The 26008-nt window shown below is 44.6% G+C and carries 21 protein-coding genes and 1 tRNA gene; 4 read left to right on the plus strand and 18 right to left on the minus strand.

The window, feature by feature from the left end:
* Nucleotides 1-59 precede the first annotated feature (59 nt).
* Nucleotides 60-2423, plus strand: coding sequence for a GH92 family glycosyl hydrolase (locus L0M98_RS12200; protein ID WP_227216151.1), 2364 nt, complete (start codon nt 60-62; stop codon nt 2421-2423).
* Between the two features lie 52 nt (nt 2424-2475).
* Here L0M98_RS12200 and L0M98_RS12205 read toward each other — a convergent pair whose 3' ends face one another.
* Both L0M98_RS12205 and L0M98_RS12210 read right to left on the minus strand, forming a co-directional pair.
* Nucleotides 2476-3492, minus strand: coding sequence for a 2-oxoacid:ferredoxin oxidoreductase subunit beta (locus L0M98_RS12205; protein ID WP_099290538.1), 1017 nt, complete (start codon nt 3490-3492; stop codon nt 2476-2478).
* 2 nt (nt 3493-3494) lie between these two features.
* Nucleotides 3495-5339, minus strand: coding sequence for a 2-oxoacid:acceptor oxidoreductase subunit alpha (locus tag L0M98_RS12210; protein ID WP_186976725.1), 1845 nt, complete (start codon nt 5337-5339; stop codon nt 3495-3497).
* A 394-nt stretch (nt 5340-5733) separates the two neighbouring features.
* Here L0M98_RS12210 and L0M98_RS12215 point away from each other — a divergent pair, with 394 nt between their 5' ends.
* Both L0M98_RS12215 and corA read left to right on the plus strand, forming a co-directional pair.
* Nucleotides 5734-7284, plus strand: coding sequence for a mechanosensitive ion channel family protein (locus tag L0M98_RS12215; RefSeq protein ID WP_227216153.1), 1551 nt, complete (start codon nt 5734-5736; stop codon nt 7282-7284).
* 20 nt (nt 7285-7304) lie between these two features.
* Entirely contained in the window at nt 7305-8366 is a 1062-nt protein-coding gene (corA, locus tag L0M98_RS12220; protein ID WP_186976727.1) for a magnesium/cobalt transporter CorA, read from the plus strand.
* Between the two features lie 124 nt (nt 8367-8490).
* Here the strand turns inward: corA and L0M98_RS12225 are convergent, their stop codons facing one another.
* From L0M98_RS12225 to L0M98_RS12300, 16 genes are all read right to left on the minus strand, one after another.
* A complete protein-coding gene (locus tag L0M98_RS12225) occupies nt 8491-8808 on the minus strand; it encodes a DUF3467 domain-containing protein (RefSeq protein WP_099290541.1) in 318 nt (105 codons plus the stop codon).
* Nucleotides 8809-8867: 59 nt separating this feature from the next.
* Nucleotides 8868-13112 carry a DNA-directed RNA polymerase subunit beta' gene (rpoC, locus tag L0M98_RS12230; protein WP_227216155.1) on the minus strand — a complete coding sequence of 1415 codons (4245 nt, stop codon included), beginning with the start codon at nt 13110-13112 and terminating at the stop codon, nt 8868-8870.
* 91 nt (nt 13113-13203) lie between these two features.
* Nucleotides 13204-17016: a DNA-directed RNA polymerase subunit beta gene (rpoB, locus tag L0M98_RS12235; protein ID WP_099290543.1), complete on the minus strand. Its 3813-nt coding sequence runs from the start codon at nt 17014-17016 to the stop codon at nt 13204-13206.
* A 93-nt stretch (nt 17017-17109) separates the two neighbouring features.
* The gene (gene rplL, locus L0M98_RS12240) at nt 17110-17487 is read right to left on the minus strand and encodes a 50S ribosomal protein L7/L12 (protein WP_099290544.1); all 378 of its coding nucleotides are present in this window, start codon (nt 17485-17487) and stop codon (nt 17110-17112) included.
* Between the two features lie 42 nt (nt 17488-17529).
* Nucleotides 17530-18048 carry a 50S ribosomal protein L10 gene (gene rplJ, locus L0M98_RS12245; protein WP_099290545.1) on the minus strand — a complete coding sequence of 173 codons (519 nt, stop codon included), beginning with the start codon at nt 18046-18048 and terminating at the stop codon, nt 17530-17532.
* A gap of 29 nt (nt 18049-18077) precedes the next feature.
* Nucleotides 18078-18773 carry a 50S ribosomal protein L1 gene (gene rplA, locus L0M98_RS12250; protein WP_099290546.1) on the minus strand — a complete coding sequence of 232 codons (696 nt, stop codon included), beginning with the start codon at nt 18771-18773 and terminating at the stop codon, nt 18078-18080.
* A gap of 24 nt (nt 18774-18797) precedes the next feature.
* The gene (gene rplK / locus L0M98_RS12255; protein WP_099290547.1) at nt 18798-19235 is read right to left on the minus strand and encodes a 50S ribosomal protein L11; all 438 of its coding nucleotides are present in this window, start codon (nt 19233-19235) and stop codon (nt 18798-18800) included.
* Nucleotides 19236-19258: 23 nt separating this feature from the next.
* Nucleotides 19259-19807 carry a transcription termination/antitermination protein NusG gene (gene nusG / locus L0M98_RS12260; protein ID WP_099290548.1) on the minus strand — a complete coding sequence of 183 codons (549 nt, stop codon included), beginning with the start codon at nt 19805-19807 and terminating at the stop codon, nt 19259-19261.
* 18 nt (nt 19808-19825) lie between these two features.
* Nucleotides 19826-20017, minus strand: a complete 192-nt coding sequence (gene secE, locus L0M98_RS12265) for a preprotein translocase subunit SecE (protein ID WP_099290549.1) — start codon at nt 20015-20017, stop codon at nt 19826-19828.
* 19 nt (nt 20018-20036) lie between these two features.
* Nucleotides 20037-20109 (minus strand) — tRNA-Trp (locus tag L0M98_RS12270).
* Nucleotides 20110-20206: 97 nt separating this feature from the next.
* Nucleotides 20207-21394, minus strand: coding sequence for an elongation factor Tu (gene tuf / locus L0M98_RS12275; protein WP_099290550.1), 1188 nt, complete (start codon nt 21392-21394; stop codon nt 20207-20209).
* Between the two features lie 171 nt (nt 21395-21565).
* Complete coding sequence (gene hpf / locus L0M98_RS12280) at nt 21566-21862, minus strand: ribosome hibernation-promoting factor, HPF/YfiA family (protein WP_099290551.1); 297 nt, start codon at nt 21860-21862, stop codon at nt 21566-21568.
* Between the two features lie 18 nt (nt 21863-21880).
* Nucleotides 21881-22792, minus strand: coding sequence for a tyrosine-type recombinase/integrase (locus L0M98_RS12285; RefSeq protein ID WP_099290552.1), 912 nt, complete (start codon nt 22790-22792; stop codon nt 21881-21883).
* A 70-nt stretch (nt 22793-22862) separates the two neighbouring features.
* Complete coding sequence (gene rpsU / locus L0M98_RS12290) at nt 22863-23054, minus strand: 30S ribosomal protein S21 (protein ID WP_099290553.1); 192 nt, start codon at nt 23052-23054, stop codon at nt 22863-22865.
* A 544-nt stretch (nt 23055-23598) separates the two neighbouring features.
* On the minus strand, nt 23599-23877 hold the full coding sequence (locus tag L0M98_RS12295) for a tetratricopeptide repeat protein (protein WP_186976747.1): 279 nt from the start codon (nt 23875-23877) through the stop codon (nt 23599-23601).
* Nucleotides 23878-23955: 78 nt separating this feature from the next.
* Nucleotides 23956-25629 carry a M23 family metallopeptidase gene (locus tag L0M98_RS12300; protein WP_227216157.1) on the minus strand — a complete coding sequence of 558 codons (1674 nt, stop codon included), beginning with the start codon at nt 25627-25629 and terminating at the stop codon, nt 23956-23958.
* Nucleotides 25630-25717: 88 nt separating this feature from the next.
* On the opposite strand from L0M98_RS12300, the gene L0M98_RS12305 reads away from it, so the two are divergent.
* The gene (locus L0M98_RS12305) at nt 25718-26008 is read left to right on the plus strand and encodes a hypothetical protein (RefSeq protein WP_099290556.1); all 291 of its coding nucleotides are present in this window, start codon (nt 25718-25720) and stop codon (nt 26006-26008) included.

Below are 26008 nucleotides of genomic sequence, written 5' to 3' on the forward strand. Positions count from 1 at the left end.
ATCAAAAAAAGATAAATTTGTAGGCAAAATCATCAAAACTTTTAAAATAGCAAGTATCCATGAGAACTCTCATTAGCCTATTTCTGTTTATATCACTACTTTACTCGTGTCAAGACACGAACGTAAAAAAGCAACCCGTTGATTGGGTAGACCCACAAATCGGTTCAGTGCATTGTCGTTGGTTCTTCTATACACCCGCGGCACTCCCTATGGGTATGGCAAAATTAGCCCCGACGACAAACGCCTATGGAAGTTACGGAAGTTGGACTCCCTGTGGATATGATGACCGCCATCATTCAATCGAGGGCTTTGCCCATTTTCACGAGTTTCAAATCGGGGGAGTCGTGACAATCCCAACCACGGGCACATTGAAAACACTTCCCGGTTCTCTTGAAAATCCGGATGAAGGTTATCGTTCCCGCATCGACAAGAACACGGAATGCTCCACACCGGGGTATTATTCCGTGAATCTCACCGATTACAATATCAAAGCCGAACTCACGGCAACAACCCGCACGGGTTTTCACCGCTACACTTTCCCCGAATCATCGGAAGCAAGAATATTATTCGACATCGGACACAAACAAGGCGAAAGCGCAACCGTGACCGACGCAGAAGTAACCTATCATCCCGAAAGCAACGAGGTGACCGGTTGGGTGGAAAACTATCCGGTTTACGCTATTTTCTGTCAACCGGAGGGAAAAGTGAAAATCTACTTTGCCGCCAAACTGGATAAGCAACCGGAATCCGTCGGTACATTTATCAATGACAAGATTACCGAAAATTCTCACGCCGTGCAAGGTCCCGGATGCGGATTATTCTTGAATTTCAAGACAAAAGAGCAGGAACAGATACAAATGCAGGTAGGACTATCCTACACGAGCATTGAAAACGCCCGCAACAATCGGGAAATAGAGTCAAAAGGCAAAACATTCGACAACGTGAGAAACAGCGCTCGCGAAACATGGAACGAAATGCTGGGACGCGTACAAGTCGAGGGTGGAACCGATGAAGACAAAACCAAATTCTACACCGGACTATACCATGCTTTACTCGGCAGAGGCATTGCCAACGACATAAACGGGCAATTTATTCAACATGACAAAACGGTCGGTCAAATTCCCTTGGATGAACACGGGCTACCGCAATACGCCCACCACAACACGGACGGCATGTGGGGCGGCTTCTGGAACCTCACGCAAATATGGACTCTCGCCTACCCGGAAATCTATTCCAGCTACGTGAAATCCAATCTCGACTTCTACAAAAATTCCGGTTGGTTACATGACGGCGAAGCCGCAGGAGTCTACACGAATGGCGTGCAAACCAACTTTCAAGGGCTAGTGATTTGTGCCGCTTATCAGGCAGGCATCCGGGACTTCGATATCCACACGGCATGGGACGCCGTGCGTAAAAACGAATTGGAATACATCGGCAGGGACATGGGTAACGGGAAATACGATAACGAATACTTTATCAAGAGGAGCTATATACCCCTGAAAGATTACCTGTACCCGAACGAATGGGTATGCAATTTCGGGGCATCCCACACGCTGGAATACGCATTCAGTTGCTATGCCGCAGCACAATTGGCAAAGGCCTTGGGCAAAACAGCCGAGTATGACACGCTGCTACATTACTCGCATGCTTACAAAAACCTTTTTGACCCCGAAACAAAATACATACGCCCGCGGGAAGAGGACGGCACATTCATGAAAGATTTCGACCCGATGAAAGGCTGGAAAGGATTCCAAGAAGGGAATGCCGCCCAATACACGTGGTACGTTCCGCATGACGTGAAAAATCTAATCTCCCTCATGGGAATAGATGTCTTCAACGAAAGATTGGAAAACACGTTCGCCGAGTCACGCAAGACTCTTTTCGGCGGCGGCAAAGAAATCGACAGTTTTTCGGGTGTCGAGAAACTGTACAACCAAGGTAATCAACCTTGCCTGCACGATGCTTGGTTATTCAATTATTCCGGCAAACCTTGGTTGACTCAACTATATACCCGTCTAATTTGTGACGAGTTTTACGGACTCACTCCCGAACACGGCTATGGCTACGGGCAAGATGAAGACCAAGGACAACTGGGAGCATGGTACGTACTGGCTGCCATGGGACTGTTCGACGTGCAAGGGGGAACAAACATCACCCCGTCCTACCAAATCGGTAGCCCCAAATTCAACAAGATTACAATCAAACTTAACCCGAAATATTATTCCGGAAAAGAATTTATCATTGAAACGGAAAATTGCTCCCCGACAAACTATTACGTTCAATCCGCCACGTTAAACGGCAAACCGTTGGACGACTGCTGGTTCTATCGTAAGGAAATCATGAACGGCGGACATTTAAAATTAAAAATGGATTCTATTCCCAATACCCAATGGGGTATCGCATCCATACCCCACTCGAAATAAAAAAATAGAGGCGTTTCAATGAAACGCCTCTATTTTTTTATTATCAAACAATTTATTTTACCTCCCAAACGTCACCGCTGTTCAATAAATCGTCAACACAATGAATCGGTGATTTTGCTTTCACGTCTTCAATCTGTCCTTCCAGTGCATCATTATAAGTAATGCCTTCCACATCACGGATAACTCCCAATGCCACGGGATATTCCGGAGCTTTCATGTGCACCAGCATCCAATGTATAGAGGGATTCACACTATGAGCGTCATGTACCATGATATCGTCAAGAGTGATGCCATCTTTACCTATCTCCACAACTTTCAACTTTCCGGCTTTCATATCGAACATGATACCTTTATCTTTGTTCTTTCCAAAAACCATCGGTTCACCGTGTTTCAAAATCAACTGACGTTCCTCTTTCATTTCTTTATCGGTAATCGCGGCATGAGCACCATCGGCAAAAATCACACAATTCTGAAGAATCTCCACAACTGCAGTCCCTTTATGACGCACACCGGCCTCGATCACCTCGGCAGTCAAATTAATATTCATATCCAACGAACGAGCAAAGAATTTTCCTTGTGCACCGATTACCAATTCTCCGGGATTAAACGGAGTTTCAATCGTACCGTAAGGAGAAGTTTTAGTCTTCGTACCCAATTTCGTGGTCGGAGAATACTGTCCTTTTGTCAAACCGTAAATCTCGTTATTGAACACTAAAGTGGTAATATCGATATTCCGACGGATAGCGTGAATAAAGTGATTACCCCCGATTGCCAACGCATCTCCGTCACCGGAAACCTGAAGGATATTCAATTTCGGGTTAGCACTCTTTGCCCCGGATGCTATCGCGGCAGCACGCCCATGAATCGTGTGGAAACCATACGTGTTCATGTAGTAGGGGAAACGAGAAGAACACCCGATTCCGGAAATAACTGCCCACGATTCTTTCGGGTACCCCAATTCAGCCATGGCCTTTTGTACAGAGTTGATGATACCATGGTCACCGCAACCCGGACACCAACGAATCTCTTGGTTGCTCTTAAAATCTTTCGGTGTATATTGTTCTGCCATGATTATTTTCCTAATAATTCGGTTATTTTTTCTTTCAGCTCAACTACCGTGAAAGGTAATCCTGCTACTTTGTTATATTGATAATAAGTATATGCCGGGAATTTAGCTCTCAAATATTGAGCAAATTGTCCCAAGTTCAACTCGCAAACAATAATCTTTTTGAATTTCGCAAGCACTTCACCCGTGTTCTTCGGAAGCGGATTAATAAAATTGAAGTGAGCCAAACTAACATCCGCACCCTCTTCTCTCAGTTCCTTTACCACGGAATACAAGTGACCGTAAGTACCACCCCATCCGACAACAAGCACGTCGCCACCATCTTGGCTTCCGAACACTTCCTGTTCCGGGATATAATCGGCAATCTTAGCCACTTTCGCATCACGCAAGTCAGTCATCACCTGATGGTTTTCAGGAACATAACTAATCTCTCCGGTAACATTTACTTTTTCCAAACCACCGATGCGGTGTTCCAGACCTTTCGTTCCCGGCAAAGCCCACATTCTAGCCAAAGTTTCCGGATCACGAGCGTAAGGCTTGTAATCATCTCCCTCTTTAGCCACTCTCGGGGTTATCACCGGAAGATCTTTCATTGCCGGAATCTTCCACGGTTGCGCACCGTTTCCAAGATAACCGTCAGTCAACAGAACAACGGGAGTCATATGTTCAACAGCTATTTTAGCTGCCCAGAACGCGTAATCAAAACAGTTACCCGGGGTACTTGCTGCTACAACAGGCATAGGACTTTCACCGTTACGCCCGTAAAGAGCCTGCAACAAGTCGGATTGCTCCGTCTTCGTGGGAAGACCTGTTGAAGGACCACCGCGTTGAACGTCAACAATAACCAAAGGCAATTCAGCCATTACAGCCAATCCGGCAGCTTCGCTCTTCAATGCAAGGCCGGGACCGGAAGTAGTAGTTATAGCCAGATTACCCACGTAACTTGCACCGATAGAAGTACAAATTCCGGCAATCTCATCCTCTGCCTGATAGGTTTTCACTCCTAAATCGCGTCTTAATGCTAATTCCTGTAAAATATCCGTTGCCGGAGTAATAGGATAAGAACCGCAGAACAAAGGTAAATTAGCCTTTTCAGCCGCTGCAAGGAATCCCCACGCAGTTGCCTTGTTTCCGGTAATCGTACGGTAGCGACCTTTTTCTATATGAGCGGGAGCCACATTGAAGTGTACAGCTAAAGCGTGTACGTTGGCAGCATAATTAAATCCGCTTTCCAAAACTTTCACGTTAGCTTTCGCGATCTCCGGTTTCTTACCGAATTTTTGGTTAATAAAATCTCTCGTGTGATCTACCGTACGGTCAAACATCCAGTATATCATACCAAGAGCAAACATATTCTTACATTTAACGATAGATTTTTGATCCAGACCGCTGTCTTTCAAAGCTTCTTCCGTCAAAGTTGTCACTTTTACCGGGACTACATTATAATCCTGCAAGACAACATCTTCCAATGGATTTGCCTTATACCCTGCTTTCTCGATGTTCTTATCATTAAATGCATCCAAATTCACGATAATCGTTGCACCCTTTTTAGCCCAACGCAAATTAGCTTTCAGAGCGGCAGGATTCATCGCCACAAGCACATCAGCAAAATCACCCGGGGTTTTCACCGGATTATCCCCAATATGTACCTGAAAACCGGAAACACCACCTACAGTTCCTTGCGGTGCGCGTATCTCCGCGGGATAATCCGGAAACGTTGATACTCCGTTTCCAAATAAAGCTGCAGCATCCGAGAACTGCGAACCCGTCAATTGCATACCGTCTCCCGAATCCCCCGAAAAACGGATTACAATATTTTTTTTGTCGATAACTTCTGTCTTTTCACTCATGACTTAGTTACTTGTTCTTTAATATTAAATTACAAAATGTATATTACAAAATCACACAATTTTTATGTTGTAAAACATGCGTAAAGGTAGCCAATACAAATATCTAAACAAGTTTGCATCATTATTTTTTTCTCTCGATATATACCATTGACAATCAAGCCTGAGCATGTTGAAAAACATGTTTTTCAACACAAATAAAATAAAACAGTTCTAAACAAGGCTCGTTTTTCCGCCTTTTTTTGTTACTTTCTTGTTACGGTTGAAAATTCTAATGAATAATTTCCCTTTCAAAATGGAACAAAAACCTACCCAAAATTGTATAGATAATAAGTTTTGTATAATTTTATCGAATATATCGTGTATAATAACATATTAAATATTAAGACATATTACCATGAAACATTACTTGATTCTTCTCTGCTTGGTTATGGGGCTCGCAAGTTGCGGAAAGAAATCAAAACTCTCCGATTTCATCGAAAATCCCGACGACCGAAACCCGTACACGATCAGCGCCAATCACGTGGGACCTATTCAAAGAGGCACGAATATCAACAAGTTATACTCGTTATACCCTAAAAAACAAATCAAACTGATTAAAAACAAAGAAGGATTCTTCAATCAAGAGTTTGACGACTACAACGTGTATGACCGGGAGGGGAAATTATTATTCACCGCCACCTCCGAAGTCGCGGGAGATACCAGTTCATACATCAACCGTATTATCATCCGGGATACCGTCTTCAAGACGGCAGAGGGCATCGGGCTCAACTCCACGCTGGGACAACTCCGGGATGCCTATCACAATATTCATTTCCTTCCCTCTTCGGGCGAGATCGTTGTTTCTGTTCCGAAAGTCAGCACAAACTTTCTAATTAACAAAGCTAACTTGGATGATTCTTGGTGGGATAACACGAACAATGAAGTAATCGAGAAAAACATTCCGGACAGCACACAAATAGACGGGGTTATTGTTTTCTGGAACACGAAAGAGGCCGCATCACGGGTTCCGGCTGTATTCACGGCAAACTTCTGGAATGAAATGCTGACCAAATTAATCACTTGGTGCGTGATACAACTTCCCTCCATCGCGATATTAATCGTCCTTTTCGTTTCATTACTCCGGGCATTACGCTTCACAACCAAAAAAATGAAAAAAATTGCCGTATCAAAAGCCCACAAAGCCGCAGATATTGACGACATGGAAGCGGAAAAACGGATAAACACACTCACGGGTATTATATATGGTATCGGAAGAATCTTCTTATGGGTCATCTTCCTTTTGATTCTTCTCGGCAAATTCAATATCAACATCGCCCCCATCCTTGCCAGTGCCGGTATTGTCGGTCTGGCTGTCGGCTTCGGCGCACAGGAACTCGTTCGGGACTTTATTTCCGGTTTCTTTATCCTGCTGGAAGATCAATTGCGTACCGGGGACTGGGCTGTTATCAACGGCACGGAAGGTTTGGTCGAGAAAATAGAACTACGTACCGTTACCCTACGGGACAGTTCCGGCATAGTACACATTTTCCAAAACGGAAAAATTAATACCCTCTCGAACATGACAAAAGAATGGTCTGCCATCGTCCTGCAAATCGGTATAGCGTACAAAGAAGACACGGACAATGCCGTCATGCTCATGCAGCAAGTCGGTGATGAAATGTATAACGACCCAGTTTACAAGGAACTGATGCTTGAACCGATATCCATCAGCGGCGTCAATGACTTCGCGGACAGTGCCGTTGTTATCCGTCTTGTCCTCAAAACCAAACCCATGCAACAATGGGCTGTCGGAAGAGAATATCGCAGGCGTCTGAAAAAAGTATTTGACGCGAAAAACGTCGAATTTCCGTTCCCGTACAGGACTCTCACGTGGGGCGATAGTTCCAATCCCATCAAACTAAAAATAGAAAACTCCGATTCGGACACTTCCGATATTCCAAAATAACTTTTAATTTATATTGCATTATGGCTAGATTTCTGAAAGATCGGACAAAATCACAAGGAGCCGCTCCCGGTTCCCTTATCTTTATCGGGAAACAGAAAATGACTAAAAATTCGATCCATGTCATACAATACACCCCGGAAGGAGTCAAAGAATCCTTTCCGGAAACAGTCGACGGTATCAGTAATATGGTATCCAACGACCACATGACATGGATCAACATATCCGGTCTTCAGAACACAGGCCTGATTGCCGAAATAGGAAAAGCATTCGATATATCTTCCCTTTTTCTGGAAGACATTTTAAACACAGACCAGCGTCCCCGGTTCAGCGATGAATCCGACCACCTGTACATTATTGCCAAATCTTTCTATTTAGGCAAAGAAGATGATGTCGTGCACATGGAACAACTCTCTTTCATCGTCGGCTCACACTACCTGATTACGGTACAGGAAACCGACGCAGATTATTTCAAGGATGTAAAGAAACGCCTTTATGACGGGAAAACCCGTATCCGCACTTATGGCACGGACTATCTTTGCTATGCGCTGCTGGATACAATTGTAGACAGCTATATCATCAACTTGGAAATACTGGGTGCCGATATTGAGTCAAGAGGAAAAACAATTCTCGAATCCGACGTGAAAACAATAGAAGGTCTTTATCATTACAAAACGGAATTATCCTACATCCGGAAAAACGTCCGTCCTTTCAAAGAAGTCACCTCCCGTTTCACGAACTGTGATTCGCCCCTGATCAATGAACGCACGTACACCTATCTGCACGACTTGGACGACTTGGTTCTACAAGCACAGGAAGCTATCGAAATCTACTACTCCATGGTATCCGACCAGATCAATCTTTACCAAACCAACACTAGCAACCGGATCAACGACGTCATGAAAGTATTGACAATTTTCTCCGCCATCTTCATCCCGCTCACTTTCATCGCCGGCATCTACGGAATGAACTTCCAATACATGCCCGAACTAAATCACCGCTACGCTTACTTCATCCTATGGGGTATCATGATTCTCATCACCATCATCATGCTACTCTATTTTAAACGGAAAAAATGGCTTTAGTAATTTTAGATTTACGATTTCAGATTTATGATTCCAGTCGCACAAATCTGCGCTTTTGATTGCTAAATTACAAATTGAATAAGTACGTGGGAATCTAAAATCATAAATCTGAAATCGTAAATTACTAAGCCTGTCCCTTCGTTCCCAAATCCAACGGGAACATCGGAGTTCCGGGACCACCACCTTCGGGCAAGTTAATTTTACCGAAATTCATTTCAAATTTACGGATGTTATCTTGTAACGCCAACATCAAACGTTTGGCATGTTCCGGGGTCAGTATGATACGACTCTTCACGTCAGCCTTCGGCACACCCGGCATAATACGAATAAAATCCACGATAAACTCCGACGAGGAATGGGAAATTATAGCCAGATTAGCATAAGTCCCTTGTGCCACCTCATGACTTAATTCGATATCAAGTTGTTGTTTTTTCTCTTCCATAATGGTTCGGTTATAGTTATAAAACAATAGAGGCGCCTTTCGGCGCCTCTATCTTATCGTTATTTTTCCATCCTTTCGAGATCCGCCTTAGAGCCTACGATCATACCTCTAAACTCTTTCATACCTGTTCCCACTGGTATCAAGTGACCGCAAATCACGTTCTCTTTCAATCCTTCCAGAGGATCGACCTTACCGTAAATTGCAGCTTCGTTCAACACCTTCGTGGTCTCTTGGAATGAAGCAGCAGAGATAAAGCTTGCCGTCTGCAATGCAGCGCGGGTAATACCTTGTAATACCTGTGCCGAAGTTGCGGGCACCGCATCCCTAGCCTCTATCACCTTCAAGTCACGACGTTTCAATTGAGAGTTAATATCTCTCAACATACGTACCGTGATAATTTGTCCCGGTTTCACCCGATCCGAATCTCCGGCATCCAGTACAACTTTCTTACCGTAGATTGAATCGTTTTCTTCCATGAACTCACCTTTGTCAACGATTTGGTTTTCCAAGAACCTCGTGTCTCCGGCATCTTGAATCAATACCTTACGCATCATTTGATGTACGATAATCTCGAAGTGCTTATCGTTAATCTTCACACCCTGCATACGATACACATCCTGTACCTCGTTCACGATATATTCCTGTACTTTGATCGGTCCCTCGATATTCAGAATATCGATCGGGGTAATCGCACCGTCAGACAACGGGGTTCCGGCACGTACATAGTCGTTCTCCTGAACCAATATCTGTTTTGACAGAGATACCAGATACTTCTTCACCTCTCCGGCTTTAGAAGTTACGATGATCTCGCGGTTACCGCGCTTGATCTTACCATAAGTTACCTCCCCGTCAATTTCCGATACAACCGCGGGGTTCGACGGGTTACGAGCTTCAAACAACTCGGTAACACGAGGAAGACCTCCCGTGATATCGCCTGCCTTACCAACAGCCCTCGGAATCTTCGCGATCGTACTACCTGCCGTTACCTCTGCACCTTCTTTTACAACGATGTGAGCGCCTACCGGCAAGTTGTAACTCTTGATCATATTTCCTTCCGCATCATTGATACGCAAAGCGGGAGCTTTCATCTTATCACGGAACTCGATGATAATCATCTCTCTAAATCCGGTCGTTTCGTCAGATTCTTCCTTGTAGGTTTCACCCTCAATCAAGTTCTCCAACCCGACAGTTCCGGCAAATTCAGTAATGATCAACGCATTGAACGGGTCCCATTCACAAAGCAACTCACCTTTATTTACTTCATCACCATCCTTCACGAACAATTTAGCCCCATAAGGGATAGCGTGAGAAATCAATATAATATTCGTGTTTTTATCCAGAATGCGCAACTCCGTCAAACGTCCGACAACAACATCACAAGTCGTTCCGTTATCCAACACATGCTCGACAGAACGCAATTCCTCATACTCGACATAACCGTCATATTTCGCTTTCAACGAGTTCTCGCTGGAAATATTTCCGGCAGTACCTCCCACGTGGAAAGTTCTCAATGTCAACTGGGTACCCGGCTCACCAATAGACTGTGCCGCAATAACTCCGACAGCCTCACCTTTCTCAACCATACGGCTGGTAGCAAGGTTACGTCCATAACATTTAGCACAAACTCCTTTCTTCGCCTCACAAGTCAGTACAGAACGTACTTCAACTCGCTCGATCGGTGATTTTTCAATAATATCGGCAATCACTTCCGTGATCTCGTCACCCGATGCCACGATCAATTCACCGGTATTCGGGTGATAAATATCATGCACGGACACGCGTCCCAATATTCTCTCGGACAAAGAAGATACGATCTCCTCGTTATTCTTGATAGCCGAAATGGTAACCCCTCTCAACGTACCGCAGTCTTCCTCGGTAATCGTGATGTCATTTGCCACGTCAACCAGACGACGAGTCAGGTATCCGGCGTCTGCCGTCTTCAATGCCGTATCCGCCAAACCTTTACGAGCACCGTGGGTTGAAATGAAGTACTCCAACACCGAAAGCCCTTCCTTGAAGTTCGCCAAAATCGGGTTCTCGATAATCTGACCACCGGTAGCTCCGGATTTTTGGGGTTTCGCCATCAATCCACGCATACCACCCAACTGACGAATCTGCTCGCGAGATCCACGGGCTCCGGAATCCAACATCATGTAGATAGAATTGAATCCCTGGTCGTCAGATGCCAACTGCTTCATCAAAGTTGAAGTCAAGTTAGCGTTCACGTGTGTCCAAATATCAATAATCTGGTTATATCTTTCATTATTGGTAATGAATCCCATGTTATAGTTCATCATCACCTCTTCCACTTGATCGTATCCCTCCTGCAACAAATCTTGCTTGTTCTCCGGCACGATAACGTCACCCAAGTTGAATGACAAACCACCCTCGAACGCCTTACGGTACCCCAAGTCTTTGATATCATCCAAGAACTTGGCGGTCACATCCACCCCGCAACGTTTGAACACGTCACCGATGATGTCACGCAAAGCTTTCTTCGTGATCAAGGTATTAATATACGGATAATTCTTCGGGGTAAACTGATTCAATATCACACGACCGACAGTAGTCTTAATCATGTGGTTGATCGCATTCCCTTCATTATCTACATCATCAATTTTCACTTCAATCTCGGCATGCAAATCCACAGCCCGCTCGTTGAAAGCGATAATCACTTCCTCGGGAGCATAGAACTTCAAACCTTCACCCTTCACGCCTTTTCTCGGTTTCGTGATATAGTACAAACCGAGTACCATATCTTGAGAAGGTACCGTGATAGGCGCACCGTTAGCCGGATTCAAGATGTTATGCGAACACAACATCAAAATCTGCGCTTCCAGAACAGCCTCGTTACCTAACGGCAAATGCACAGCCATCTGGTCACCGTCAAAGTCGGCATTAAATCCGGTACAAGCCAAAGGATGCAAACGGATAGCCTTACCCTCGATCAATTTCGGCTGGAAAGCCTGAATACCCAAGCGGTGCAAAGTCGGCGCACGGTTCAACAAAACCGGATGCCCTCTCAACACATTTTCCAGAATATCCCAAACAATCGGGTCACGACGATCCACAATCTTTTTCGCACTCTTCACCGTCTTCACGATACCGCGCTCGATCAACTTACGGATAATAAACGGCATGTACAATTCGGCAGCCATATCTTTCGGAAGACCGCATTCGTGCATCTTCAAGTCCGGTCCAACGACAATTACCGAACGTGCGGAATAGTCAACACGCTTACCCAACAAATTCTGACGGAAACGTCCTTGTTTACCTTTCAAACTGTCGGACAAAGATTTCAACGGTCTGTTATTCTCGATCTTTACAGCGTTAGACTTACGAGAGTTATCGAACAATGAATCCACGGCCTCCTGCAACATACGTTTTTCATTACGTAAGATCACATCCGGAGCCTTGATCTCGATCAATCTCTTCAAACGATTGTTACGGATGATTACCCGTCTGTACAAATCGTTCAAATCGGAAGTCGCAAAACGACCACCGTCCAACGGAACCAGCGGACGCAACTCAGGCGGTATCACAGACAACACCTTCACGATCATCCATTCCGGTTTATTAATCTCTTTACTCTCGCGGAAAGCCTCTACAACCTGCAAACGTTTCAAAGCTTCGTTCTTTCTCTGTTGAGAAGTCTCCGTATTCGCTTTATTTCTCAAATCATAGGACAAATCATCCAAATCCAGACGCTCCAACAACATGGAGATCGCCTCGGCACCCATCTTAGCAATGAATTTATTCGGATCATCATCATCCAGATATTGATTATCCGTCGGAAGCTTATCCAGAATATCCAGATATTCCTCCTCCGTCAAAAAGTCCATTGTTTTGATACCGGTATCACCCATGATACCCGGATTCACCACCACGTATCTCTCGTAATAGATCACGGTATCCAGTTTCTTGGAAGGCAAACCTAACAAGTAACCGATTTTATTCGGTAATGATTTGAAATACCAGATATGAGCCACCGGAACCACCAATTGAATGTGCCCCATGCGCTCACGTCTTACCTTCTTCTCCGTCACCTCGACACCACAACGGTCACAAACGATCCCTTTATAACGAATACGTTTGTACTTACCGCAATGACATTCGTAATCCTTCACCGGTCCGAAAATACGCTCGCAGAACAAACCGTCACGTTCAGGCTTGTATGTACGATAGTTAATCGTCTCCGGTTTTAGTACAGCGCCACTGGATCGTTCCAGAATCTCTTCCGGCGAAGCCAACCCAATCGCTATCTTAGTAAAACTCTTTACTTTATTGTCTTTTCTGAAGGCCATATTTTATTTGTTAATTGAAAATTGAAAATTGAGAATTGAAAATTAATAGACTTTCTTTCCCCATTTTCAATTTTCCATTTTCAATTTTCCATTATATTAGGTTTACGCTCAATCCTAACCCGCGAAGCTCATGCAACAACACGTTGAAAGACTCCGGAATCCCGGGATTCGGCAGAGGTTCCCCTTTCACGATATGCTCGTAAGTCTTCGTTCTTCCCATCACGTCATCCGACTTCACTGTCAGGATTTCTTGAAGGATATGTGATGCACCGAATGCCTCGAGTGCCCAAACCTCCATCTCTCCGAAACGCTGACCTCCGAACTGAGCCTTACCTCCAAGAGGTTGTTGAGTAATCAACGAGTACGGACCGATAGAACGAGCATGCATCTTATCGTCAACCATGTGCCCCAACTTCAACATGTAGATCACACCCACGGTTGCCGGCTGGTCGAAACGTTCTCCCGTTCCCCCGTCATACAAGTACGTGGTACCGAATCTGGGTACACCGGCTTCGTCCGTGTACTTATTGATATCTTCAAGAGTTGCACCATCGAAAATAGGGGTAGCAAACTTCACTCCCAAGTTCTTACCTGCCCAACCCAATACGGTTTCGAATACCTGTCCCAAGTTCATACGGGAAGGCACACCCAACGGGTTCAAACAAATATCAACCGGAGTACCGTCAGCCAAGAACGGCATATCTTCCACCCTTACCACGCGGGATACAATACCCTTGTTACCGTGACGTCCTGCCATCTTATCACCGATTTGTAATTTACGCTTTTTAGCCACGTAAACTTTCGCCATCTTGATAATACCCGTGGGAAGTTCGTCCCCGACAGTAGCGTTGTATTTCTTACGTTTGATCTGTCCCTCTATCTCTTTGTACTTGATGATATAGTTATGCAACAAGTCGCGGATCATATCATTCTTCTGCTTGTCTGTCGTCCACTTGTTCGGGTTGATCTGCAAGAAATCCATATTCTGCAGCATCTTGTACGAGAACTTCACGCCTTTCGGAACAATATCCTCGTTCAAATAATTCTTCACGCCTTGTGAAGTCTTACCGTTCACCAGTTCGAACAACTTATCGATCAACAGAGAAGTAAGATCACCTACTTTACGTTGGAACTGCTCGTCTAACTCTGCCAGTATATTCTTTCCGGCAGCTTTAGTCTTGCGGTCGCTGATCGTGCGTTGGAACAGCTTTTTGTCGATAATCACACCCTTCAAAGACGGGGAAGCCTTCAAAGAAGCATCTTTCACGTCACCGGCTTTGTCACCGAAGATGGCTCTCAACAACTTTTCTTCCGGACTCGGGTCAGACTCACCTTTCGGGGTAATCTTACCGATCAGGATATCTCCCGGCTGTACACGAGCTCCGACACGAATGATTCCGTTTTCATCCAAATCTTTCGTTGCCTCTTCACTCACGTTCGGGATATCGGCCGTCAACTCCTCAAGACCGCGTTTCGTTTCACGCACTTCCAAAGAATACTCGTCCACGTGAACAGAAGTGAACACGTCATTCCGAACAATATTTTCGGAGATCACGATAGCATCCTCGTAGTTGTACCCCTTCCAAGGCATGAATGCCACTTTCAGGTTACGCCCGAGAGCCAACTCACCCTTCTGGGAAGAGTAACCTTCCGTCAGAATCTGTCCTTCTTCTACACGCTCGCCTTTTCTCACGATCGGCTTCAACGTGATTGTCGTACTTTGGTTAGTACGTTGATATTTCGGTAAATAATACTCTTTCGTATCCGGCTCGAAACTTACAAAAGCCTCTTCTTCCGTGCGGTCATACTTGATCACGATCTTGCGCCCGTCCACGAAACTAACCACACCCGGACCTTCAGCAACGATCTGTGTTCTGGAATCCTTGATCAAGTTAGCTTCCAAACCGGTACCCACGATCGGGGACTCCGGAGAAATAATCGGAACTGCCTGACGCATCATGTTAGATCCCATCAATGCGCGGTTAGCATCATCATGCTCCAAGAACGGAATCAAAGAGGCAGCGATAGAAGCAATCTGGTTCGGGGCAACATCAATCATGTCCACCTCTTCACCCGCTGCCAACGGGAAGTCGGCATCTTGTCTGGCTTTTACCCGCTTATTGATAAACTTTCCCTCTTCATCAATGGGGGAACTAGCTTGAGCAATTACCTTTTCTTCTTCCTCCTCTGCCGAATAATATCTCACTCCTTCTTCAGATAAATCCACCACTCCGTTATTCACCTTACGATAGGGAGTTTCGATAAAGCCAAGGTCATTGATCTTCGCGTACACGCAAAGAGATGAAATCAAACCGATATTCGGTCCCTCGGGCGTTTCGATCGGACACAAACGACCATAGTGAGTGTAATGCACGTCACGCACCTCGAATCCGGCACGATCTCTCGAAAGACCACCGGGTCCCAATGCGGACATACGTCTTTTGTGGGTTATCTCAGCCAGCGGATTCGTTTGATCCATGAACTGGGACAACGCGTTCGTTCCGAAGAACGAGTTAATTACCGAAGACAAAATCTTCGAATTAATCAAGTCAACCGGGGTAAACACCTCGTTGTCGCGCACGTTCATTCTCTCGCGAATCGTACGTGCCATACGGGCCAACCCTACTCCGAATTGATTATATAATTGTTCGCCAACCGTACGTACGCGGCGGTTGCTCAAGTGGTCGATATCGTCCACGTCCGTCTTGGCGTTCAACAAACGGATCAAATATTTGATGATCTCGATAATATCCTCTTTCGTCAGCACACGGATATCCGGGTCTGTCGCAAGATTCAACTTCTTGTTCAACTTGTAACGTCCCACGTCACCCAAATCGTAACGTTTGTCCGAGAAAAACAACTTATCAATCACATCGCGTGCAGTAGCCTCATCTGGCGGCTCCGAACTACGCAATTGCCTGTAAATATGCAACACCGCTTCTTTCTCTGAATTACAGGGATCCTTTTGCAGCGTGTTATATATAATAGCATAATCAGCCAAGTTTTGCATTTCCTTGTGAAGAAGGATCGTTTTCGCGCCGGATTCGACAATTGCATCAATATGCTCAGGCTCCAGTACCGTTTCACGATCAACGATAATCTCGTTACGCTCGATAGAAACGACCTCACCGGTATCTTCATCAACGAAATCTTCAATCCAAGATTTCAAAACACGAGCAGCCAAACGTCTGCCAACGACTTTCTTCAACCCCGTACGGGAAACATTGACTTCATCTGCAAGACCGAATATCTCGAGGATATCCTTATCCGTTTCAAACCCGATCGCTCTCAAAAGAGTTGTCACGGGCAATTTTTTCTTCCGGTCGATATACGCATACATCACGTTATTGATGTCCGTGGCGAACTCGATCCATGAACCCTTGAACGGAATAATTCTCGCGGAATAAAGCTTCGTACCATTCGCGTGGATACTTTGCCCGAAGAAAACGCCGGGAGACCTGTGTAACTGAGAAACTACCACTCGCTCTGCTCCATTGATCACGAAAGTACCCTTCGGAGTCATGTAAGGAACATTTCCTAAATATACATCCTCGATAACGGTATCAAAATCTTCATGTTCCGGGTCTGTACAGTACAACTTTAACTTCGCTTTCAAGGGTGCGCCGAAAGTCAATCCCTGACTCAGACACTCCTCGATCGTGTAGCGGGGCGGATCTATAAAATAGTCCAAAAATTCCAAAACAAAGTTGTTCCGTGTATCAGTTATAGGAAAATTTTCCTTGAAAACCGTGTAAAGGCCTTCATTCTTTCTGTTCTCAGGCGTGGTACCTAATTGAAAAAAGTCCTTGAAAGACTTCAACTGCACCTCAAGAAAATCAGGGTATTCCAGCTGATTTTTTATCGATGCAAAGCTTATTCTATTGTTTGAATTATATGAAGACATCTATTATTTTTTTTGAACCTAAACAATCATAACAACAAAATGGTTTAGAGTCCACATGAGACTCTAAACCTAAAAACCTACCGGTTTTATACCTTATTTAAGTTCAACTTCAGCTCCTGCCTCTTCTAATTGAGTTTTCAATGAATTAGCTTCTTCTTTAGAAACTTTTTCTTTCAATGGAGCCGGAGCCTTGTCAACGATTTCCTTAGCTTCTTTCAAACCAAGACCGGTCAATTCTTTAACCAACTTAACTACGGCTAATTTAGCGGCACCTGCTGATTTCAAAATAACATCGAATTCAGTTTGTTCAGCAGCAGCGGCAGCAGCGCCACCAGCTGCAGGAGCAGCAACAGCTACAGCAGCAGCTGCAGGTTCAATTCCGTACTCTTCTTTTAAAATGTCAGCTAATTCTTTTACGTCTTTTACGGTAAGGTTTACTAACTCTTCTGCAAGTTGTTTCAAATCTGCCATTTCTATTCTATTTAAAATTGTTTGTTTACTAAACTATAAAAATTATTCTTTTTCAGAAAGTGTTTTAACAACACCAGCGATCGTATTTTGTCCGGATTGCAACGCGGAAATAACATTCTGCATCGGTGATTGCAACATCGCGATAACGTCCGCAATCAACTCTTCCTTAGACTTAATACTGATCAATGCCTCAAGTTGGTCTTCACCAACGTAAGTACATTCCTCAACGAAAGCTCCTTTGAATACCGGTTTATCTTTGGTCTGACGGAACTCTTTAATCAGTTTGGCAGGACCATTTCCGGTATCGCTCAACATGATAGCGCTATCTCCCTTCAACACGGAGAAAAGCTCCTCGTAATTGTTGTTAGCGTTTTCCAAAGCCTTTCTCAACAAGGTATTCTTTACTTGCACCAACTTGATATTAGCGTTGAAACAAGCCCGACGCAAAGCTTGTGTATCCACAGCGTCAAGTCCTGAAATATCACTAACATACAAGTGCTTGTAAGTATTCACTTGTTCGGTTAAGGTCTCTATTACGACTTTTTTATCTTCTTTTTTCATACTACTGAAGTCCTTTTTAGATTACTACATTAATCAAGTAAAGTCTTTGGTTCTACTTGAATACCGGGACTCATCGTACTTGACAGATACACGCTCTTGATGTAAGTACCTTTCGCTGCAGTCGGTTTCAGTTTATTGATCACGTTCAAGAATTCTCTCGCGTTCTCCATAATCTTCTCCGGCTCGAACGTTACTTTACCAATAGAAGCGTGAATGATACCGAATTTGTCAACTTTAAAGTCGATCTTACCTGCTTTAACCTCAGTAACAGCTTTCCCGATTTCCGGGGTTACCGTACCACTCTTCGGGTTAGGCATCAATCCACGAGGACCCAAAATTCTACCAAGAGCACCTACCTTACCCATTACAGAAGGCATCGTGATGATAATATCGATGTCGGTCCAGCCGCCTTTCAATTTCTCGATATAATCGTCCAAGCCCACGTAATCGGCCCCGGCTGCTTTAGCTTCTTCCTCCTTGTCAGGAGTACACAAAACCAAAACTCTTACTTGCTTTCCGGTACCGTGAGGTAAAGTACATACACCGCGCACCATTTGATTGGCCTTACGCGGGTCTACACCCAGTCGAACGTCCATGTCAACTGACGCCTCAAACTTCGTGAAAGTTACTTCTTTCACAAGCTGTGCGGCCTCGTCGATAGAGTATACCTTTCCACCTTCGATCTTCGCTAAAGCTAACTTTTTATTTTTTGTCAGTTTACTCATTACGTTTGAAGTGTTACAAGTTCATTAAAAAGGTCTGTCACCGGTTACGGTAATACCCATACTTCTGGCGGTACCAGCTACCATACTCATTGCTTTTTCAATCTCGAAAGCGTTCAAATCTTTCATCTTGTCCGTGGCAATAGCTCTCACCTGTTCCCAAGTGATAGAAGCCACTTTCTTGCGATTGGGCTCCGCGGATCCGGATTTAAGTTTAGCAACTTCCAAAAGTTGAATAGCAACAGGAGGTTGTTTTGTAATAAAATCAAACGACTTATCACCATACACCTGTATAATTACCGGGATGATTTTGCCTGCCATCTCCTGAGTTCTAGCGTTGAATTGCTTACAGAAGTCCATGATGTTGACTCCCTTAGAACCTAACGCCGGTCCTACTGGAGGGGACGGGTTTGCAGCTCCGGCTTTAATTTGCAGCTTGATAATAGCTTCAACTTGTTTTGCCATGATTGTTTTTAATCAAATAATTGTTATTCTTTTTCTACCTGCATGAAACTCAATTCAAGTGGCGTTTTCCGTCCGAAAATCTTGACAATTACTTTCAAGCGTTTCTTGTCGGAATTCACCTCCTCTATCACGCCGGTAAAACCATTAAACGGTCCGTCAGTCACTTTAACCGACTCGCCAACGAAATAAGGAATACTTATTTCTTCTGGTTGTTCCGCGAGTTCATCCACCGTACCGAGTATCCGGTTCACCTCCGCTTGACGCATCGGCACAGGATCTCCTCCTTTGGTTTCCCCCAGGAAGCCTATCACGTTCGTGATGTCACGAAGCATGTGAGGGATTTCTCCAACGAGCGCGGCTTCAATCAACACGTAACCCGGGTAAAGGTTTCGCTCACTGCTATACTTTTTCCCGTTACGCACTTGATACACCTTCTCGGCAGGCACCAAAACCTGAGAAACATATTCCTGAAGCCCTAAACTGGCGATTTCATTCTCGATGTACTCCTTTACCTTCTTCTCTTTACCTCCAATGGTTCGAAGCACATACCATCTTTTCTGTATTTCAGCCATGTTAGACCTCCAAGATTATTAGTAAAACAAATTATATATACCGGTCACGATATGTCTGAACGAGAAATCCATCGCGAATATGCAAAGCGCTATGATGACGGAAGCTATCATCACGATCGTCGCACTACTTTGGAGCTCAGACCACGTAGGCCAAGTTACTTTATTCACCAGCTCATTATAAACATCTGATATATAACTCTTAACTTTCATTTGTTCTTTAATTTAGTTGCACGGGAGGAGAGGTTCGAACTCCCGACCCTCGGTTTTGGAGACCGATGCTCTACCAACTGAGCCACTCCCGTGTGTGAGTCGGCACGAAGCCGACTCATTTATTTTGGATTTATGATTTAGTAATTTCAGATTAAATCATCAATCTAAAATCGTAAATCTAAAATCTTATTAGTCTAAGATCTCAGTGATCTGACCAGCACCAACGGTTCTACCACCTTCACGGATAGCAAAACGCAAACCTACGTTACAAGCTACCGGAGTGATCAAATTAACCTCGATGGTCAAGTTATCACCGGGCATTACCATCTCGCGTCCTTCCGGAAGAGTGATTTCACCGGTAACGTCCAAGGTACGGATATAGAACTGCGGTCTGTATCTATTATGGAACGGAGTGTGACGACCACCTTCTTCTTTCTTCAAGATATAAACCTCAGCTTTGAATTTATCGTGCGGTTTAACTGAACCCGGTTTTGCCAACACCATACCACGTTTGATCTCGTCTTTATCGATACCGCGAAGCAACAAACCAACGTTGTCACCAGCCTGACCTTCATCAAGAATCTTACGGAACATCTCAACCCCGGTACATACGGTTTTCTTACCGTCAGCACCCAAACCGATGATTTCCAATTCATCACCAGTGTGAACGATACCAGTTTCAATACGACCGGTAGCAACAGTTCCACGACCAGTGATAGAGAACACGTCCTCAACAGGCATCAAGAAAGCTTTATCAACGGCACGTTGCGGCAACTCGATCCAGTTGTCAACAGCATCCATCAACTCCATTACTTTCTCTTCCCATTTAGCTTCTCCATTCAACGCTCCAAGAGCAGAACCCAAGATCACCGGGGTATTGTCACCATCATATTGATAGAAAGACAACAACTCGCGAACTTCCATCTCAACCAATTCCAACATTTCCGGGTCGTCAACCATATCCACTTTGTTCAAGAATACAACGATTCTCGGAACGTTTACCTGACGAGCCAAAAGAATGTGCTCACGCGTCTGAGGCATCGGACCATCGGTAGCGGCGCAAACCAAGATAGCACCGTCCATCTGAGCAGCACCAGTTACCATGTTCTTCACATAGTCGGCGTGTCCCGGACAGTCAACGTGTGCATAGTGACGGTTGGCAGTCTGGTATTCTACGTGAGAAGTATTAATGGTGATACCTCTTTCTTTTTCCTCCGGAGCGTTATCGATAGAATCGAATGAACGTAATTCAGAAAGACCTTTTTTTGCTAATACCGTAGTGATAGCAGCCGTCAAAGTAGTTTTACCGTGGTCAACGTGACCGATAGTACCAATATTTACGTGTGGTTTGGACCTGTCAAAATGTTCTTTAGCCATAACTCTAAAACAATTTTATTATTAAACAATTTATCACAATAACTCTATATTCATGCAAGTAACTCGCTGTCTATCCACTCCTTGAACAGAAAAGGCGAGATCTCCCATTTAATTTGGCTTGCAAATGTACAAATTAAAAATCATATCTCACAATAAATGAGATCATTTTTCTCAATTTTCTCTTTTTTCTTTCGCCTTAACTAACTGTCTCTTGAGCACATCATACAACTCATCGACAGTCTCCTCGAAAGTTTTCGCGTTCTTTTTGGCAAATACTTCCTGCCCTTTTATATCTACATGTACCTCGGTCAGTTTATTCTCGAGTTGATCATCCTTTTCCAATTTCAAGGTAACGTCAACTCCCATAATACCGTCGTGGTACTTTTCCAGCCTCGAGAATTTCTTGTTTATAAACTCTTCCAACACCGGATTAACTGAAAAACCTACAGGATTAATTCTAATTTCCATATCGTTTCCTCCTATAATTTATGCTCGCGGGTGAGCTTGTTTAAAAATCTCCAACATTTTCTCTACCGAATTATGCGTGTAAACCTGAGTGGCTGCCAGACTGGAGTGCCCCAACAATTCCTTGATACCTTGGATTGACGCCCCCCGATCCAGCAAGTGAGTGGCAAACGAATGCCTCAACACGTGCGGACTGCGCTTTGACAATGAAGTATGTTCTGCCAACGCCGCCACCACCAAACGGTAAACGAATTGCGGGTAGATCGGCTTACCTTTATCGGTCACGAAGAACATCCCGTGTTCACGTCCCACGACTTCGGCACGCCCCTTGATATAACAAGCAATATCCTCCTCCAGTTCTCTCAAGATCGGGACTTCCCGCTGTTTTCCGCCCTTACCGTGGACACGTATACAATGCCGCGACAAATCAACATCAACCAGCCGTAATCCGACAATTTCAGAACGCCTCATGCCCGTGTCGTAAGCCATCAGCAAAATCAGAAAATCTCTCAACCCATGAAAGCCTTCCTCTTTCTCCGCATCATCCAGCGTGATCTCCATATCCTGCTCGTTCACGAAAACAGGCAATCTTTTCGGCAACTTCGGCCCCGAAATATCTTCGGCCGGATTCACCTCCATCACCCCTTCTTTCACGAGGAATCGGAAAAACGCTTTAACACTGCTCAACTTACGCTTACCGGAAGCCGGATGCAACTTTTGTTTCCCCCCTTTGTTCCTCAAGGCTCCTCTCATTTCCGCCACGACCCACTCCCTCACGAGCTTGGTCGTCATTCGGGAAAAATCCTCGTCTTCCTCGTCCATTCCACAAAAGTCGTAAAACTGACGCAAATCCGTCTTGTAAGCGACCACCGTATGAGCGGAGTAACGCTTCACGTCTTCCAAGTATTTCAAAAATAGTCCGATCTGTGTCATTTTTTATAAATAATAAGTCGTAAGCAAGTTACGCCTTTTGTTTGGAAAAACAAAGGAAGAATTCGATTTTTTAATCTTCAGCTTGTTGCAAAGATTGACGATAGGCAGCCTTCATACGAGCCACTCTGTTTCTTACAGACGGTTTCGTGAAAGCTTGACGATCTCTCAGTTCTTTAATAACACCGGTTTTCTCGAATTTTCTTTTAAATTTCTTCAACGCTCTCTCGATGTTTTCACCTTCTTTTAATGGTACAATTATCATGATTTTCTAGTATTTAAAATGAATATTTTTTATATAACACAAAATTCGACATCACTTTATCGTGCTGTTCTCCACTAAATAATATGTATTCTTTTTAATCTCTCGATAATAATTGACCACCCCCTTTCAAGCGGATTGAAGTTTATATTTAACAATTCAAAAAACTGGTTGCAAAGATATATCAATTAATTAAGATATAAAACCCTTGCAGCCTATTTTTTTCTCGTACACAAAGAAATAATCATTCCCTTCCCTTGAGCACAATACCATGAACAAGGGTAAAACTCCCATTGACCAACAGCAAAGCACCCCACCTGCTTTTCAGCAACCGGAACTCATCACGGGACAATCGGCATGCCACCCGCGTTAAAAATACCTTTTTTATGCAAAAACGTGGGCGATAAGTGGGCAAACTATGGGCGAAGTGTAGGCGATGCCGCCCAATAGCCGCCTATAAGTCACCCAAAAACCGGGTAAAATCATAGAACATCCCTATCTATGACATAGCATAACCTTACTCCCGGAATAATTATCCCTTGCTAACTCAAGGATTCAGCAAATCCTTGCAATAATAATTCAAGATGCCGTTAATCATATCCAGATAGGTCTTCGCCTTCGTGTTTTCCGGGTTTATCCGCACGACTTCATTAAAATGATTCAACGCTTGAGTGGTATCCCCCTTGGCATAATACACCGCCCCCAACTCCAACAACACGGTTTCACGTTCTCCCGCACCATTCTCCAACATTTGCAAAAGCATCGCGATAGCTTCATCCCGCTGTCCGTTCTTCGCTAATTGTTTTGCCTCTTCTATATTCATCATATCGAAATTTACTTATATAATATGTATAAACTTAACAGGACTTTTTTGTCCATTCCAAAGATAGTAATTTTTGTTGAACTATTTTACATACACGTCGGTTTCAAAAATCGCTTCATTTTTCACGCCATCTTTCACGTTCAACACGAGCCGGTTTTTCCCTTTCACGAAGACCGGTTCGTTAAGACTTCCCTCGAGCAAGCGATTTTTGGCGTCGTAAGTGAACAGACACCACTTCCCGTTCACCTCCACCCGGTAAGAAGCAATTCCGGACAAATCGTCGAATACCCGGAATTGAACCCTTCGCCCTTTCACCCCCGTGTATAAAATCACCGGGGCAATTGTATCCTGCCGGATAGTGTATTCTCCCAACACACGGGTAGACGCCTCCAACCCTCCGGTGCGCCACACGGTATTTAAAGGAGATAAACGTCCTTTTTCTTCCAACAGACAAAAGACGGATTTATCCGGGAAATCCCCTTCGACGGACAACCTTGCACTCTTCAACAAAGGATATACCCGTTCTGTCAAAGAAAAAACCTCTACCACCCCCGTGCTATCCTTCTTCCTCGAGCAGACACGAGGCTTACAAATAACGGGATATGCCAATGCCCCCGCTTCCAAGCACAAAGAATAATTACCGTTCCGCAAATTATATTCCCGATCACATGCCAGAACCTCCGCCCCCTCCGGTATATCCAACCCGACAGCCTCCTGCCGTCCCACCAGTTGAAACAACACCTTGGAACGATTCCCGTTTATATCCAGCAATTCGATTGCCACGTCGACAACACTATCCTTTTGCACCCCGATAAAACCGCCTTGCCTGTTGTTCGCTCCCAGCAACCGGGACTGATAATCCCCGAAAGCCAGATACACGTATCTGCCCTCCCGGTACTGGTGAAAATCTTTTATCGTGTTTACCAGCGGGGACTGATCAAAAGACAGGCGATCCATTTTCAACTCGAAAATTTTCTCCCCGTTTGCCGATACTTCCATATCATACACCCCGAGTTTATTCCATGAATCTTTCATGAAATCGTCAGCCTGCACGCCGACACCGACATTACCGGCAGGCACGCTGATTTTCCCACCCCGATACACCCGGCTTCCCGTGTTTTTCACTTCCACCCGACGGGATCCGGCGTTCACTCCTTCACGAGAAAAAGTGTACACGTAAACACCCCGCACGTTAGGTCCCGTTTCATCCGCCACGGAAAGATAGTTCAAAGGATTCAGTGCGTGCTCGCTTTCCGTTTCCCGCACCTCGAAATGCAAATGCGGCCCCATGGAGGAACCGGAATTACCGCTATAAGCGATCGTGTCACCCGCACGAAAGAAAAGCTGCCGTCCCACGAGGTTCTCGTCAATGGCAAACGATTCCTTATTATATTGTATCTCCCGTACCACTTTCGCCACCCGGGGCACGAAACGACTCAAATGCCCGTACACGGTAGTGATTCCTCCCTCGTGCTCGATATACAAGGCATTCCCGTATCCCGTGGGGGACACCTTGACTCGGGCAACCACCCCGTCCTTCACGCAGATCACGGGCAGCCCTTCGCGTCCCCCGGTCTTAAAATCGAGCCCCGAATGCAGGTGCGTGGCACGCAATTCTCCAAAATTTCCGCTCAATAGCGGGGTCCCGTGCAACGGGTACAACAACCGCTCCGACTGGGCGCAAATATTTGATGATAAAACGAGTAGCGTGATTCCCGACAACAGAATCCTTCTCCACAATCTTTTCCTTTTCATAAAAAAACGATTAATTTCACCGCAAATTTAATAACACTCTTGATATTTAAAAGAAATATTTCTATCTTTGTCGTGTAAAGAATATGTTATGACAGCAAAAGACAATGCCGTTATTAACGAGCTAAACGAGAAAATTGAACGACTGATAAAACTATATATATCCTCGCTGGACAAAAACAGAGAGAAGGATACGGAAATTAAAGAACTCCGTGACCGGATCGAGCGGATGAAAAGCGAGAACATAAAATTACATGAAGAAATCAAAACATTGAAGGTGGCGACAGCTATTTCAACCGGAGAAGGAAGTACCGAGGCGAAAAGTAGAATAAGCCAACTTGTGCGGGAGATTGATAAATGTATTGCTCTTTTGAATAATTAA

This window comes from Butyricimonas sp. DFI.6.44 (genome assembly GCF_022132345.1).
In the GTDB taxonomy this organism is placed as follows: domain Bacteria; phylum Bacteroidota; class Bacteroidia; order Bacteroidales; family Marinifilaceae; genus Butyricimonas; species Butyricimonas muris.